Source organism: Halanaerobium sp. ST460_2HS_T2 (assembly GCF_003337665.1).
Taxonomy (GTDB): Bacteria; Bacillota; Halanaerobiia; order Halanaerobiales; family Halanaerobiaceae; genus Halanaerobium; species Halanaerobium kushneri.
This window is the reverse complement of sequence record NZ_QPJF01000003.1, coordinates 86,116-101,710: the sequence shown is the minus strand read 5'-3', so window position 1 is coordinate 101,710 and position 15,595 is coordinate 86,116. Positions and strand designations below refer to the sequence as shown.

At 34.3% G+C, this 15,595-nt stretch carries 12 protein-coding genes; all 12 read left to right on the top strand.

Features of this window, described 5'->3' with window-relative positions:
* The first annotated feature begins 46 nt into the window (after nt 1–46).
* The gene (locus tag DFR80_RS02500; RefSeq protein ID WP_158537671.1) at nt 47–940 is read left to right on the top strand and encodes a carbohydrate ABC transporter permease; all 894 of its coding nucleotides are present in this window, start codon (nt 47–49) and stop codon (nt 938–940) included.
* A gap of 26 nt (nt 941–966) precedes the next feature.
* Nucleotides 967–1,803 (top strand): carbohydrate ABC transporter permease, encoded by an 837-nt coding sequence (locus tag DFR80_RS02495; RefSeq protein ID WP_114489125.1) that lies wholly within the window; start codon nt 967–969, stop codon nt 1,801–1,803.
* Nucleotides 1,804–1,833: 30 nt separating this feature from the next.
* Nucleotides 1,834–3,303, top strand: coding sequence for an alpha-N-arabinofuranosidase (locus DFR80_RS02490; RefSeq protein WP_199505758.1), 1,470 nt, complete (start codon nt 1,834–1,836; stop codon nt 3,301–3,303).
* 103 nt (nt 3,304–3,406) lie between these two features.
* Nucleotides 3,407–4,825: a family 43 glycosylhydrolase gene (locus DFR80_RS02485; RefSeq protein ID WP_114489123.1), complete on the top strand. Its 1,419-nt coding sequence runs from the start codon at nt 3,407–3,409 to the stop codon at nt 4,823–4,825.
* A 214-nt stretch (nt 4,826–5,039) separates the two neighbouring features.
* Nucleotides 5,040–7,025 carry a right-handed parallel beta-helix repeat-containing protein gene (locus DFR80_RS02480; RefSeq protein WP_114489122.1) on the top strand — a complete coding sequence of 662 codons (1,986 nt, stop codon included), beginning with the start codon at nt 5,040–5,042 and terminating at the stop codon, nt 7,023–7,025.
* Nucleotides 7,026–7,238: 213 nt separating this feature from the next.
* Nucleotides 7,239–8,522, top strand: a complete 1,284-nt coding sequence (locus DFR80_RS02475; RefSeq protein ID WP_114489121.1) for an extracellular solute-binding protein — start codon at nt 7,239–7,241, stop codon at nt 8,520–8,522.
* 76 nt (nt 8,523–8,598) lie between these two features.
* Nucleotides 8,599–9,468 (top strand): carbohydrate ABC transporter permease, encoded by an 870-nt coding sequence (locus tag DFR80_RS02470; RefSeq protein WP_114489120.1) that lies wholly within the window; start codon nt 8,599–8,601, stop codon nt 9,466–9,468.
* On the top strand, nt 9,468–10,289 hold the full coding sequence (locus tag DFR80_RS02465; protein ID WP_076545529.1) for a carbohydrate ABC transporter permease: 822 nt from the start codon (nt 9,468–9,470) through the stop codon (nt 10,287–10,289). Before DFR80_RS02470 ends, DFR80_RS02465 begins: the two co-directional genes overlap by 1 nt.
* A gap of 106 nt (nt 10,290–10,395) precedes the next feature.
* Nucleotides 10,396–12,150: a dihydroxy-acid dehydratase gene (gene ilvD / locus DFR80_RS02460; protein WP_114489119.1), complete on the top strand. Its 1,755-nt coding sequence runs from the start codon at nt 10,396–10,398 to the stop codon at nt 12,148–12,150.
* 26 nt (nt 12,151–12,176) lie between these two features.
* A complete protein-coding gene (gene dapA / locus DFR80_RS02455) occupies nt 12,177–13,073 on the top strand; it encodes a 4-hydroxy-tetrahydrodipicolinate synthase (RefSeq protein ID WP_114489118.1) in 897 nt (298 codons plus the stop codon).
* A gap of 287 nt (nt 13,074–13,360) precedes the next feature.
* Nucleotides 13,361–14,638 carry an extracellular solute-binding protein gene (locus tag DFR80_RS02450; protein ID WP_114489117.1) on the top strand — a complete coding sequence of 426 codons (1,278 nt, stop codon included), beginning with the start codon at nt 13,361–13,363 and terminating at the stop codon, nt 14,636–14,638.
* A 66-nt stretch (nt 14,639–14,704) separates the two neighbouring features.
* Nucleotides 14,705–15,592 (top strand): carbohydrate ABC transporter permease, encoded by an 888-nt coding sequence (locus DFR80_RS02445; RefSeq protein ID WP_076545533.1) that lies wholly within the window; start codon nt 14,705–14,707, stop codon nt 15,590–15,592.
* Nucleotides 15,593–15,595: the final 3 nt, after the last annotated feature.

Genomic DNA, 15,595 nt, shown 5'->3' with positions numbered 1-15,595 from the left:
AGGGGACTAATTTTCAGTTAAACTTTTTATGGAGGTGTTGTATTTGATGCTAAAAAATTTATTTTATAATAAAAAAGTAGTTCCCTGGATTTTTATTACTCCTTTTTTATTATTTTTTACGGTTTTTAAAGTCTGGCCAATTGTATATTCAGCCTATTTAAGTCTGCATGAAATGAGCGGCTTAAATACGTCTAATTTTGTTGGTCTTCAAAATTATTTTGAAGTTTTTTCTGATAGTGATTTTTTAAAGGCTGTTTGGAATAATACTAAATATATGATTGGGACAATGATTACTTTGATTCCTATCCCTCTGATTTTTGCAGTCCTCTTAGATTCGAAGCACTGTAAAGGTAAAAATATTTATAAAGCTATTTTATTTATTCCTACTTTAACTTCTTTAGTAATTGCTGCTGCTGTTTTTAAAATATTACTTTATGAAGGAGAAGCCGGAATTATAAATACAATTATAGGTTTATTTGGTTTTTCACCACAAAAATGGCTTATTAGTCCCTATTTGACTATTCCCTCAGTAATCTTAATAGCAACCTGGCGCTGGACCGGTATGAATTTGATTTATTTTACCACAGGTTTAACAGGGATATCTCAGGAATTATACGAATCAGCTTCAATTGATGGTGCAAATATGCTGCAGCGCTTCTTTTATATTACTGTTCCATTATTAAAACCAATCATTATTTTTGTAGCAACTTTAAATTTAATAGGTGGCTATAAATTATTTACTGAAGTATTTATGTTATGGGATGGTGGGGCATCTCCCGGGAAAAGTGCCTTAACAATGGCGGTATTATTATATAGAACTGCATTTTCTTATTTTGAATTAGGCTATGCTTCTACAATTGGATTTGTAATGGCTTTAATAATATTAATACTTTCTTTAATTCAATTAAAAATTACTGGATTTTTCAATGAAGAAGAATAAAAATACTGTTATAAGGGAGGGTTATAATGTCTATTAAACCAAAACAATTAGATAGAATTAAAACAGCTTTAGTTATTGTATTTTTTATATTTGTTTCTCTGTTATTTATAATTCCATTTTATTGGATGCTTGTATCTTCATTTAAACCAACTGGAGAGATATTTACTGATAGTTTGAGTTTGCTGCCCAAAAATCCGATAATTAGCAGTTATACAAATTTATTGGGTACACATTTTTTAAGATGGTATCTAAATACTATGATTTTTGCAGTAGGGTATGTAATTTTAGGATTGTTTGTTTGTAGTCTGGCTGGCTTTGCTTTTGCTAAATATAAATTTAAATTTAGAAATCTTATTTTTATTGTGATAGTAGCTGCTCAAATGCTGCCGATTCATATGCAGTTAATCCCGCTTTTTATTATGCTAACTAAATCGGGGATAGTTAATACTTATGCTGGCTTAATTTTTCCTATGATAGCAAATCCATTGGGTCTCTTTTTTGTCAGGCAGTATATGCTGGGGATACCTGATGACTTAATGAATGCTGCCAGGGTAGATGGCGCTTCTGAATGGCAGATTTACTATAAAATCATCCTGCCAATTTCTAAACCCGCCTTAGGAGCAATGGCAATATTATTTTCACTTTTTGCCTGGAATAATCTGTTGTGGCCATTAATTGTAATGAGAACTGAAGAGATGTTTACTTTATCTGTAGGTTTATCAACATTAATTGGACAGTATAGACCACAATACGGTATGTTAATGGCAGGTTCAACTCTGGCTGTTCTGCCAATTGTACTTTTGTTTTTGAAAATGCAGAGTTATTTTATTTCAGGTCTAACTGCTGGAAGTATTAAAGGTTAAAAAATATAAATTTTTTGGAGGAATATAATTATGAATAAACTGATTTTAAATATAGAGCAAGCTAAGGAAAAGATCAATAAAAATATTTATGGTCATTTTGCTGAACATTTGGGTAGGTGTATTTATGAGGGCTTTTGGGTTGGCGAAGATTCTGAGATTCCAAATACTAGAGGTATTAGAAATGATGTTATTGAAGCTTTAAGAGAGATTAATATACCGGTATTAAGATGGCCCGGCGGTTGTTTTGCAGATGAGTATCACTGGAAAGATGGAGTTGGTCCTCGTGAAGAAAGAGCTACTATTGTTAATAATCACTGGGGTGGGGTAACTGAAAATAATCATTTTGGCACCCATGAATTTATGGATCTTTGTGATCTTTTAGATACAGAACCATATATTTCAGGTAACCTGGGCAGTGGAACTATTAGAGAAATGCAGGAATGGGTTGATTATATGACCCATGACGGAGAATCCCCAATGTCCGACTGGAGAAAAGAAAATGGAAGGGAAGAACCCTGGGATTTAAAATATTTTGGGGTAGGAAATGAGAACTGGGGCTGTGGTGGTAATATGCGGCCTGAGTATTATGCTGATAAATATAAAAATTATCAAACATATATTAATGACCACGGAGATAATAAAATTTTCAAAATTGCCTGTGGTTCCCATGACAGTAATTATCACTGGACTGAAGTTTTGATGGAAGAGGCTGCTGATAAAATGGATGGTTTAAGTCTCCATTATTATACTGTACCTGGTGACGAGTGGGAAAATAAAGGCTCAGCAACAGACTTTGATCAGGATGAATGGTATATTACCTTAAAAAAAGCAATGTATATGGATGAACTAATAACAAAACATAGTACAATTATGGATAAATATGATCCAGAAAAGAAAGTTGCCTTAATAGTTGATGAATGGGGCACCTGGTATGATGTTGAACCTGGCACAAATCCCGGTTTTTTATATCAGCAGAATACTTTAAGAGATGCTCTTGTAGCCGGAATTCATCTAAATATTTTCAATCAGCATGCTGATAGAGTAAAAATGGCCAATATAGCTCAAACTGCAAATGTTCTGCAGGCCATGGTTTTAACAGATGAAGAGGATATGATTGTAACCCCTACTTATTATGTATTTAAGATGTTTAAGGTGCATCAGGAAGCAATTCAAATTCCTATTCACTTAGAAACTGAAAAATATAAAGAGATTCCAAAGTTAAGTGTTTCTGCTTCTAAGAATGATCAGGATGAGGTTAACATAACTATTTGTAATCTTGATCCAGAAAATGAAGCTAAAATTGAAACTGTTATTAATGCTATCAAGGCCAATGAAGTTGAGGCTAAAATACTAAGTTCAGATAACTTAAATGATCATAATACATTTGAAAACCCTGATAAAGTTAAACCAGAAGGATTTGATAAGTTCAGCATGGAAGGTCAGAAATTGGTCGGAGAAATCCCATCGAGTTCTGTAGTATTGTTAACTCTGAAAAAATAATCATATTATTTTTAAAGTTCATTAAAAGTACGAAAAAAAATTTAAAAGTTTAATATGTCTTTATTATAATTAAACTCAAAAAATAAGCGAAAGGAATGGGTTTATGAAAAAACAACAAGTTAACCCCTATTTACCATCCTGGGAGTATATTCCTGATGCTGAACCTTATGTTTTTAAAGATCGAGTATATATTTACGGTTCTCATGATCGATTTAATGGTCACGCATACTGTTTGAATGATTATGTCTGCTGCTCGGCACCGGTGGAAGATCTCTCAGACTGGCGCTATGAAGGAGTAATTTATAGAAAAACAGAAGATCCACTCAATCCTGAAGGAGCCATGTGTCTTTACGCTCCTGATGTGACTGTTGGATCTGATGGCAGGTATTATCTTTATTATGTTCTTGATAAAGTTCAGATTGTTTCGGTAGCTGTTTCTGACACTCCGGTTGGAGAGTATGAGTTTTATGGTTATGTACATTATGCAGACGGTACCCGTCTGGGCGAAAATGAAGGGGATCAGCCGCAGTTTGATCCAGGTGTTATTACTGAAGGAGATAAAACTTATTTATATACCGGCTTCTGTCAAAAAGATGATAAATCAAGAAATGGTGCTATGGCCACTGTTTTAGATAAAGATATGCTGACAATAATTGAAGAACCGAAATTTGTAATTCCCAGTGAGCCATATAGTGAAGGAACAGGTTTTGAAGGGCATGAGTTTTTTGAAGCCCCATCAATTAGAAAAAGAGGAGATAAATATTATTTAATTTATTCTTCAATTTTAATGCATGAGTTATGCTATGCAACCAGTAAGAATCCAACCGAAGGCTTTAAATACCAGGGCACCATTGTCAGTAATGCTGATATTGGTATTGACAGCTATAAAGATGCTGATAAGCCAATGTATTATGGCGGCAATAACCACGGCAGTATTGTTGAGATAAATGATAATTGGTATATCTTTTATCACCGCCATACTAATGGAACTAATTTCAGCAGACAGGCCTGCCTGGAGAAAATAGAATTTACTGCTGAAGGTCAAATCCCTCAGGTAGAAATAACTTCTTCTGGTTCTAAAGATAATCCTCTGCTTGATGTTGGAGAATATCCGGCTTATCTTGCCTGTAACTTATTTACTGATGAGGAATCAGTTTATACAGATTTTAGTGGAGCCTGGATGAATAAGCAGTTTCCTAAAATAACTCAGGATGGAAAAGACGGAGATAAGGAGATTGGATATATTCAAAATATGAAAGATTCAGCGACAGCTGGTTTTAAATATTTCGACTGTCATAAGATAAATAAAGTTAAGATTAAAGTTCGAGGATACTGCAGCGGCAAATTTGAAGTTAAGACTGTCTGGGATGGTGAAGTTTTGGCTGAGATATCGGTTAAGTCCTCAAATATCTGGCAGGAGTATTCAGCAGCTGTTAAAATTCCGGATGGAGTACAGCCTCTATATTTCACTTATAGAGGAGAAGGAAGTGCAAGCTTAGCTTCATTTACTCTGCTTCCATGATAAAATGATGTTTGAACTTTATATTTTATTTTAATACCGCTATCTATATGGCGGTATTATTTTTTAAAGTTTAAAAAGTCTGAAATTTCTTGCAGGAATCAGTTCACAGGTGGCGAATAATATAAGTATAGCATTAATTTAAGTCTTAAATTAACATCCGATTATTTATTAAAAAGTTAATTTATGTAAAAAATATTTAATAGGAGGAAAGCAGATGAGTTTTGAATACCACGTTTCTAAAAAGGGATCAGATTTTAATTCCGGAACTAAAGAAGAACCATTTTTAACAATCAATAAAGCTGCAGCTGCAGCTCAGGCCGGAGATACTGTAATTGTTCACGAAGGTACATACAGAGAGTGGGTCAAACCACAAAATAGAGGTTTAAGTGAAAGCAGGAGAATTACCTATCAGGCAGCTAAAAATGAAAAAGTTGTGATTAAGGGTTCAGAAAAAATAAACGATTGGGAGAATGTTGAAGATTCAATCTGGAAAACAGAAATAGATAATCAAATTTTCGGTGAATACAATCCCTACCAGAAAGAAATTTTTGGTGACTGGTTGATTCACACCGGCGGCCAGGAAACTAAACACTTGGGTGATGTATATTTAAATGGGATGTCTTTTTACGAGGTCGACTCATATGATAAATTAGTTGATCCAGAAGTTAAAACTGAAATTAAAGATGACTGGACTGGTAAAATAGATAAAGTTAAAAATCCGGAGCAGACAAAATATCTCTGGTATGTTGAAGTTGACGAAGAAAAAACAACGATTTATGCTAACTTTCATGAGTCTGATCCAAATCAGGAGTTAGTAGAAATTAATGTGAGGAAAGCCTGTTTTTATCCAGAAACAAATGGTATTGATTATATCACTGTTAAGGGATTTGAGATGGCCCAGGCGGCAACTCCCTGGACACCTCCAACAGCCGACCAGCCTGGTCTAATTGGACCTAACTGGGCAAAAGGATGGATTATTGAAGATAATATTATTCATGACTCTAAATGCAGTGCAATCAGTATTGGAAAAACAGCTGCTACAGGAGATAATTTCCGCAGTAAGAGACAGGATAAACCTGGCTATAAATATCAGATTGAATCAGTTTTTGAAGCAGAAGCTTACGGCTGGAATAAAGATAATGTTGGCTCTCATATTATTAGAAATAACGAAATATATGACTGCGGCCAGAATGGAGTTGTCGGCCATTTAGGCTGTATATTCAGTGAAATATACAATAATCACATTTATAATATTGCTTTAAAAAGAGAATTTTACGGACATGAAATTGCAGGAATTAAGCTGCACGCGCCCATTGATGTAGAGATTCATGATAATCGTATCCATAATTGTTCATTGGGAACCTGGATGGACTGGCAGACACAGGGAACCAGAATCAGCAGTAATCTTTATTATAATAATAACCGCGACTTATTTATTGAGGTCAGCCACGGACCTTATATTGTTGATAATAATATTCTGGCTTCTGATTATGCCCTGGATAATTTCTCTCAGGGAGGAGCCTATGTTAATAATTTAATAGCAGGAAAGATGGTACACCGAAAAATATTAAAACGCTCTACCCCCTATCACCAGCCTCACAGCACTAAAATTAAGGGTTTTACAGTAATTTTAGGTGGAGATGATCGTTTTTATAATAATATTTTTATTGGTTTAGAAGGCATGGATGATATTATTGAAGTTGATCACGGAGCAACCTCTAATGACAAAGCAAAAGAGGGTGTAGGAACTGCTCATTTTAATAATTATACAGCTTCTTTAGAAGAATATTTTAATAAAGTTCATCAGAAGCCTGGTGATGTAGAGATATTTATGGATACCAATCAGCCGGTATATATAAATAATAATCTTTATCTTAATGGAGCACTCCCGTTTGAAAGAGAGGAAAGAAACTATATTGAAGCTGATTTTAATCCAGAATTATCAATCAGGGAATCAGGAGAAGATGTCTATCTGGAATGTAAGCTGACATCAGATTTTGAAAATATTAAAGCAGATATCCAAAGTACCGAAAATTTTGAAAAAGTTAGGATTACTGATGCTGACTTTGAAAATAAGTTGGGAGAAAAAATAGTTTTTGATAAAGATTATTTAGGCGAAAACTTTATCCCAAAAGCATCAATTGGTCCATTGGCTGTATTGAAAAATGGTAATAATAGTGTTAAAGTTTGGAGCAAATAAAAAAGTCTGATTTATATTAAATGAATTTAAATTTAAAAAATTAAGACTATTTTGCAGGAATATGTATAAATATGTCGAAATATATATTTAGAAGTTAATTTACTTGTTAAATTAACATTTAAATTAAATTCTTTTCATATATATTAAATTTAAGAAAGGGGGGAATTCACTTAATTAGGATTTATTTAATTAAACAGGGAGGTTATTAAAAAAATGAAAAAAACATTATCTTTAGTTGTGACAGTATCTATGTTTTTAGTTATTTTATTAAGTGTTTCTGCTATTGCTCAAGAGGAAATTGTTCTATGGGATATAACTACTGAAGCCGAGAGTGAATTACCAGTAATACAGGACGCAATTGCTAGATTTGAGGCAGATAATCCTGAGTATACAATAAGACATGTACCAACAAGTAATGATGATTATAAAACAAAATTACAGGTGGCAATGGGTGCAAATAATGAACCAGATATTTTTATGTCCTGGGGTGGAGGTCCATTAAAAGAATATGTTGATGCAGGTAAAGTAATGGATATGACCGAGGCGTTAAAGCAGGATGACTGGATTGAAAGATTTGTGCCGGCCGGTTTAGAAATTGCCAGATTTGATGAAAATTATTATGCTGTGCCAATTACCGGTATGAGAGCAGTTTTAATGTTTTATAGAACTGATATTTTTGAAGAAGTAGGAGTAGAAATTCCAGAAACCTATGAAGATTTTAAAGATGTAATTGTTCAGCTAAAGGATGCAGGGTATATTCCACTTTCTCTGGCAAACAAAAATAGATGGACTGGATCAATGTATTATATGTATTTAGTTGACCGCATAGGTGGAAAAGAAGCTTTTCTTAATGCGGCAAATAGAAATGGTGGATCATTTGCAAGTGAAGCTTTTGTAAGAGCAGGAGAAGTTATTCAAGAACTGGTTGATCTTGGAGCATTCCCTCCAGGTGTAAATGGACTTGATGAAGACCAGGGACAATCAAGACAGCTCCTTTATGCTGATCGGGCAGCGATGTATTTGATGGGAGACTGGGCATATGGATTAATTAAAAATGAGAATCCAGCTATGTTAGAGAATTTCAGTTTCTTTAGATTCCCAGTTTTTGAAGATGGAAAAGGAGATCCAAGCAATTTAGTTGGTTCACCAGGTGGAAATATGTACAGTGTTGCCAAAAGTAGTGAGCATAAGGAAGCAGCTATTGAGTTTCTAAAATATTTATCAGATGAAACTGCAGCAAAACAGTTAGTAGATCTTGGCAACCTTGCTCCTTTTAGAGGGGTAGAAGAATATTTGGATGATCCATTTATGATTGATATATATAATGCGTTGAATAATGCTAATTATGTTCAATTATATTATGATCAGTATTTACCACCTCAAATAGCTCAAGCACACCTAGATACAATTCAGGGTCTATTTGGAAAGACCATGACTCCTGAGGAAGCAGCTCAAATGGTAGAAGAAGAAGCACAAAAATATTTTAACGAGCAATAAATAATAGCTATAATAATCACCCTGTTCAATTAAAAGCAGGGTGATTATTTAAATATTAGATTGGAGGTATTAAAAAATGCAAAAGGTAAGTAAATTAACGATATTTATATTTTTACTACCGGCATTATTAATTTTTTCACTTTATATGGTAGCACCAATACCTCTTTCTGCATTTTATTCTTTTTTTAGGTGGAAAGGATTTGGAGAAAGAGTTTTTGTTGGCTTAAATAATTGGATTGAATTAATTGGAGATGGTATTTTTCATAAGGCATTATTTAATAATTTCAAGTTGGTGTTTTTATCTTTATTTGGGCAGTTACCGATTGCACTGGGGTTAGCTATTTTACTGGCTAAAAAAACAAAAACTACTGATATTTTAAAAACTATCTACTTTGTTCCTCTTTTGATGTCTTCGGTTGCAGTAGCGACTTTATGGAGCAATATTTATGATCCTAATTTTGGACTTTTAAATATGTTTTTACAGACAATTGGTTTTGAAAATTTATTTATCGATTATCTTGGGAATCCTAAATTAGCCTTATATTCTGTAATTGTAGCAATTAACTGGCGTTATATTCCCTTCTATATGATTCTATTTCTGGCAGCGATAAAAAATATACCCGACGAGCTTTATGAAGCTTCAAGAGTTGATGGAGCTTCAAAATGGGAAAATTTCCGCTATATTACACTGCCTTTGCTCAGACCTACAATAATTAATGCCAGTGTACTTTCTCTTGTAGGTTCCTTAAAGTTTTTTGATATTGTATATGTTTTAACAGGTGGTGGGCCTAATAATGCTTCAGAATTAATGGCAACCTATATGTATAAAAACGCCTTCAATAGCTTGAGAATGGGTTATGGCAGTACTATTGCTCTTGCCTTATTTATAATTGCTTTTACTTTTTCAATTATATTTATGAAAGTTACAAAAAAGGGGGCTAAATAATGTCAAAGACTGCAAAGATCATAGTAATATTACTGGCAGGTATCTGGTTATTGATAACACTTTATCCATTTATCTTTATGCTGCAGACCAGCATGAAAACTAATATGGAGTATTTTACTACCTCAGTTTGGGCATTTCCAGAAAATATAAGTCTAGATAATTATTTAACCGCTATGAATTCAGGTTTTATAAGATTTTATTTAAACAGTTTATTTGTAACTATTACTTCACTTGTAATTATTATTATCTCAGCTTCAATGGCAGCCTACATGATTGCTAAAATAGATTTTAAGTTAAGTAATTCAGTTTTTTCATTTTTTCTGGCTGGAATGATGATTCCGATTCATATTACTTTAATTCCTGTTTATCGAATGACTCAAACTATGGGGTTATATGATAAACTAACAGGACTAATTGGTCCTTATGTAGCTTTTAGCTTACCTATTTCAATATTTATTTTAACAGGATTTATTGCAGAAATTCCAAGAGAACTAGAGGAAGCAGCCTATATTGATGGGGCAAATATCTTTCAGATTTTTACTAAAATTATTTTTCCTTTAATCAAACCAGCAGTTTCTACAGTCGCAATTTATAATTTGGTTTTATTATGGAATGAATTTATATATGCTCTGGTTTTAATTTCTAATCCAGATAAATGGAATTTGACCTTAGGATTATGGAATTTTCAGGGGCAATATGGAACTAATGTACCAATGGTTATGACTGGAGTTATGCTCTCTGTTTTACCACTCTTATTATTCTACATTTTCCTTCAGGAAAAAGTAATTAAGGGTATGACAGCAGGAGCAGTTAAGGGTTAAGAATAAGACATAAAATATGATAATCTAGATTTAATTAAAGCCTTAGAGGATAATTTTAAATAATAAAAATAGTTATTTCAGAATATAAATTCGGGAGAGGTTTGAAATGCTTAAAAGTCAAAAAATTCGAGAAAGCAGTCCTGAACTTGATGCTTTAAAAATGGGGATGGACTGGAAGGAAGACGATTTATCTAAAGCTCAGATTTTAGTAAGCAGCACCTATGGTTATGGGCATCCAGGCAGTTTTCACCTTGATCAGCTGGTTGAAGAGGCACTGCAGAGTTTAAAAAAGCAGGGAGCCAAGGGTGCTTCAATGATAGTCAGTGACATTTGTGACGGTATTGCTCAGGGACATGATGGAATGAATTATTCGCTGGTTTCTAGAGAAATGATAGCAAATATGGTAGAAGTACAGGCAAAAGCAGCTCCTTATGATGGAATAATGATGATCTCAGCCTGTGATAAAGCAGTTCCTGCCCATCTGCTTGCAGCAGCAAGATTAAATATGCCGATAATTCAGGTGCCCGGGGGTTCAATGGCGCTGGGTAAGAAAAAGACCACAGTTGATATGACTGCCCGTGATTATGCCAGATATAAAAGAGGAGAAATCAGTAAAGAAAAATATTTAGAAACTCAAAAGTTGGCCTGTCCCTCCTGTGGTGCCTGCCAGTTTATGGGTACAGCTTCTACTATGCAGGTGATGGCTGAGGCACTTGGACTGGCTTTACCGGGTTCAGCTTTAATCCCAGCCAATGGTCCCTATTTAAAAGAAATGACTGATCTGGCAGCATCCTTTTTAACTGAAGCTGTAAAAAAAGATCTTAAAGTCAAAGATATAGTAACTAAAAAGTCAATTGAAAATGCAATTGCAGTCCATGCTGCAATAGGCGGCTCAAGTAATGCTCTGCTGCATCTGCCGGCCTTTGCCCATGAACTTGGCATAGAAATTGACGGCAACTTATTTGATGAGATTAACCGTAAAGTACCATTTTTAGTTAACACAATTCCCAGTGGGGATTATCCAACTCAGTATTTCTGGTATGCTGGCGCTGTTCCGGAAATTATGGAAAGAATTAAAGAACACCTCCATCTTGATGTTTTAACAGTAACGGGAAAAACGCTGGGTGAAAATCTTCAAAGCTTAGCAGACTTCTCCTATCTCAAAGGAATGGAAGAAAAACCAGCTTTAATGCCGGAAAAAGAAAAAGTGATTTTCTCGACGGACTCTCCGATTAATGAAGAGGGGGCAATTGCAGTTTTAAAAGGAAATCTGGCTCCAGAAGGCTCAGTGGTAAAGCATTCTGCCCTTCCAGAAGAGATGAAAGATTTTGTTGGTCGGGCAAGAGTTTTTGATCGAGAAGAGGAAGCAATGGAAGCAGTTTTAAATGGGGATATAGTTTCCGGCGATGCTGTAATTATTCGCTATGAAGGACCTAAGGGAAGTGGAATGCCTGAAATGTATTATACAACAGAGGCTATTGCTTCTGACCCTAAATTAAATAAGACAACAGCTCTAATAACTGATGGTAGATATTCCGGGGCCACCCGGGGACCGGCAATCGGACATGTTTCGCCTGAAGCTGCTTCAGGAGGGCCGATAGCTCTTGTTAAAGAAAATGATCTAATCGAAATTGATATAGAAAATAGAAGCATAAATATTATTGGAGTCAGTGGTGAAGAAAAAAGTAAAGAAGAAATCAGTCAGATTCTAAATGGGCGAGCAAAAGATTGGGTTAAGCCGGAGCCAAAATTTTTAAATGGGGTACTGGGTATCTTTACTCAGCTTGCAGCTTCTCCAATGAAGGGCGCCTATATCGATACTGAATATTTAAGTAATTTAATAAATAAAAGTACTAAATAATAATTATTGATGTGAGGAGGATTTAATTGATTAAAGGAATTATAACACCAACGATCACAGTTTTTGATGAGGATAAAAATATTGATTTTGAGGCAACAGAAGAACATATAGAAAATTTAATTGAAGCTGGTGTAAATGGGATTTTATTTTTAGGGAGCATTGGAGAATTTTTTGCAATGACTTTGGCAGAAAAGAAGAAGTTAATTTCTTTTGCTGTAAAAACTGTAAACAAGCGGGTGCCTGTTTTAGTAGGTACAGGTGGTACAGCTGCCGAAGATGTAATAGAGTTGAGTAATTTTGCTCAAGCTGAAGGAGTGGATGGAGCAGCTGTAATCACCCCTTATTTTTTCCAGTTTAACCAGCAGACCCTCTATAATTATTACAGTCATATTGCTCATAATGTAGAATTAGATTTATATATATATAATTTTCCTGCCCGCAGTGGAGTAAACATTGATCCCCAAACAGTTTATAAGCTGGCAAGTGAATATAAAAATATTGTGGGAATTAAAGATACAATGAATACAATCAGCCATACCAGAGAGTTAATTCAAAAAGTTAAAAAAGAGCTGGAGAAAGAATTTGCTGTTTATTCCGGATTTGATGAATACTTTTTACCAAACCTCCTGAATGGAGGAGATGGCTTAATCGGCGGTTTATCTAATATAGCCCCTGAACTTTTTGCTGAATTTTATAAGTCTTACCAAAAGAAAGACTTTAAGAAAATTAATGAAATATCCAATAAAATTAATATGATGATGGAAATTTACAGTCTTTCTGATCCTTTTTTTCCGGCAATTAAAAAAGCTGTTTCTCTCAGAGGGAGTAATCTAAACGCAGCCTGTAAGGAACCGGTTGGTCTCTTGAATGAATCACAGAGCAAAAATATTAAAATAATACTTAAAAAAGTAAAATTAATCTAAAAAATCTAATTAAAGGAAAAACTACCTCTTAAATGGTGGTTTTTCTTTTTTTTATTAAAAAACCGCAAAAAATCTGAAATTTCTTGCAGGAATTTTTGGTTGAGTATTGAATAATATTTATAGAGAGTTAATTTACTTCTTAAATTAAAGCTTAAATTAACGAAAATTTTGTCATTTGTTTTAATAAATTAAAAAAGGAGGGATCAGTAAAAAGTACTTTCTTTGTTTATGATTCAAGTTAGCTTTCTTAAAGTCTTGATTTAAAATTAAAAGGGAGGAATAATTTTATGAAGAAATTTTCAATTTTGTCACTTGCTTTATTAATGGTATTTTCTCTATTTTCGGTTACAGTTATGGCTCAGGATGAGGTAAATTTAACATTATGGGATATTAGAACTGCTTCTGACCAGGTTACTCCTGCTTTACAGGATGCAATTGAGCGTTTTGAAGCTGATAACCCAAATGTAAATATTGAGCATGTACCTACTCAAAATGATAATTACAAAACTAAGCTGAGAACAGCTATGTCAGCTGATAATGCACCAGATTTATTTATGACCTGGGGTAGTGCCAGCTTAGAAAGATATGTTGATGCTGATAAAGTTTATTCTTTAGAATCACATATGACTGAAGACTGGGAAAGTAACTTTATGCCGGCTGCTATGGATTTAGGTCGGGTAGATGGAGAAATGTACGGTGTTCCAGTAACCAATGTTTCGCCAGCACTTGTCTGGTACAGAACTGATCTGTTTGAAGAATATGGTCTGGAAGTACCAGAAACATATGAAGAACTAAAAAATGTTGTAAAAACATTTAAAGAAAATGGAATAACTCCTTTTGCTCTGGCTAATAAAAACAAATGGACAGGTTCAATGTACTTTATGTATCTGGTAGATAGAATTGGTGGACCGGAAGCTCTGCAGCAGGCAATTAGCAGAAAAGGTGCTTTTAATGACGAACCATTTATTGAAGCAGGTAGAAGAATTCAGGAATTAGTAGAAATGGGAGCATTCCCTGATGGTGTTAATGGTCTTGATGAAGACGCAGGTCAGTCCAGAACTTTACTATATACCGACCGGGCAGCAATGTATTTAATGGGAAGCTGGGCATATTCTTCCTTCAAAAATGAAGCTCCTGATATGTTAGATCAGTTTAGTTTCTTTAACTTCCCGGCAGTAGAATCCGGCAAAGGCGATCCTTCTAACTTAGTTGGTACACCTGGAGATAACTATTATTCAGTTTCTACTAAGGCAGCAAACAAAGAAGCGGCAGTTGAATTCTTAAAGTATTTAACTGATTCCAAAATGGGTGAAGAGTTAATCAATATTGGTAATATTCCGCCATTTACCGGTGTTGCAGAAAAGATTGACGATCCAATTATGAAGAAAATTTATAATTCCAGTCAGGAAGCAAATCATATTCAGCTCTGGTATGATCAGACATTACCATTAGAATTGGCACAGGTTCATTTAAATACAACTCAAGCTTTATTTGGTATGGAAATAACACCAGAAGAGGCAGCCAATCAGATGGAAGAAGCAGCTCAAGAGTATTATGGTGAATAAAATAAGTAATTTAATAGGCAGAGGGGATTTAATCCTCTCTGCTCTAATTTAAGAGGTGTTCTAATTATGAATAAAAAAGAATTAATGAACAATAAATATTTTATTGCAGCTCTGTTTTTACTACCTGCCGTTATTTTTTCTCTGGTTTATTTGATTATCCCAATTCCTCTTTCAACCTATTATTCATTCTTTAAATGGGATGGTATAGGGGCAATGGAGTTTTTGGGTCTCGATAACTGGTCAAAATTGTTGAGTGATCCAATATTCTGGTCTTCGATGGCTAATAACTTTAAACTGGTTTTAATTTCACTGGTTGTGCAGATTCCCATAGCACTGTTTTTAGCTGTATTGCTGACTAGAAAAATTAAAGGAGCAAGTTTTTTTAAGACTATCTTTTTTGTGCCGATGCTTTTATCTTCAATTGCGGTAGCTTTTCTCTGGCGCTATATGTATGATCCAACTTTTGGACTAATAAATAGTTTTCTAAACCTGGTTGGGCTGGAACAGTTAACCAGGAGCTGGCTTGGAAACTCAGATATTGCTTTTTATTCAGCATCTGCCCCTATCCAGTGGAGGTTTATTCCTCTTTATATGATTATTTTTATGGCGGCTATTTCTAATATACCAAAACAGCTTTATGAAGCTGCGGAAATAGATGGAGCTAATAACTGGCAGTCATTTTTCTATGTTACTTTACCAATGCTCAGATCTACAGTTGTTAATGCATCTGTTTTAATAATTGTTGGTTCACTTAAATATTTTGCCATGATTTTTGCTTTAACCGGTGGTGGACCAAATCATGCTTCCGAATTAATGGCTACCTATCTCTATACAAAATCTTTTACAGAAATGAATATGGGCTATGGTAGTACAATATCTGTAGCATTATTTTTAGTTGCCCTTATAGTATCAGTTGTATTTTTGAATTTCAGTAAAAAAGATGTCAGGAATTAGGTG

Excerpts from the sequence above, each read along its gene's own strand:
- DFR80_RS02475 (WP_114489121.1), top strand. The coding sequence starts at position 7,239 with ATGAAAAAAACATTATCTTTAGTTGTGACAGTATCTATGTTTTTAGTT.
- DFR80_RS02495 (WP_114489125.1), top strand. The coding sequence starts at position 967 with ATGTCTATTAAACCAAAACAATTAGATAGAATTAAAACAGCTTTAGTT.
- DFR80_RS02445 (WP_076545533.1), top strand. The coding sequence starts at position 14,705 with ATGAATAAAAAAGAATTAATGAACAATAAATATTTTATTGCAGCTCTG.
- DFR80_RS02485 (WP_114489123.1), top strand. The coding sequence starts at position 3,407 with ATGAAAAAACAACAAGTTAACCCCTATTTACCATCCTGGGAGTATATT.
- DFR80_RS02465 (WP_076545529.1), top strand. The coding sequence starts at position 9,468 with ATGTCAAAGACTGCAAAGATCATAGTAATATTACTGGCAGGTATCTGG.
- DFR80_RS02480 (WP_114489122.1), top strand. The coding sequence starts at position 5,040 with ATGAGTTTTGAATACCACGTTTCTAAAAAGGGATCAGATTTTAATTCC.
- DFR80_RS02500 (WP_158537671.1), top strand. The coding sequence starts at position 47 with ATGCTAAAAAATTTATTTTATAATAAAAAAGTAGTTCCCTGGATTTTT.
- DFR80_RS02450 (WP_114489117.1), top strand. The coding sequence starts at position 13,361 with ATGAAGAAATTTTCAATTTTGTCACTTGCTTTATTAATGGTATTTTCT.
- ilvD (WP_114489119.1), top strand. The coding sequence starts at position 10,396 with ATGCTTAAAAGTCAAAAAATTCGAGAAAGCAGTCCTGAACTTGATGCT.
- DFR80_RS02470 (WP_114489120.1), top strand. The coding sequence starts at position 8,599 with ATGCAAAAGGTAAGTAAATTAACGATATTTATATTTTTACTACCGGCA.
- DFR80_RS02490 (WP_199505758.1), top strand. The coding sequence starts at position 1,834 with ATGAATAAACTGATTTTAAATATAGAGCAAGCTAAGGAAAAGATCAAT.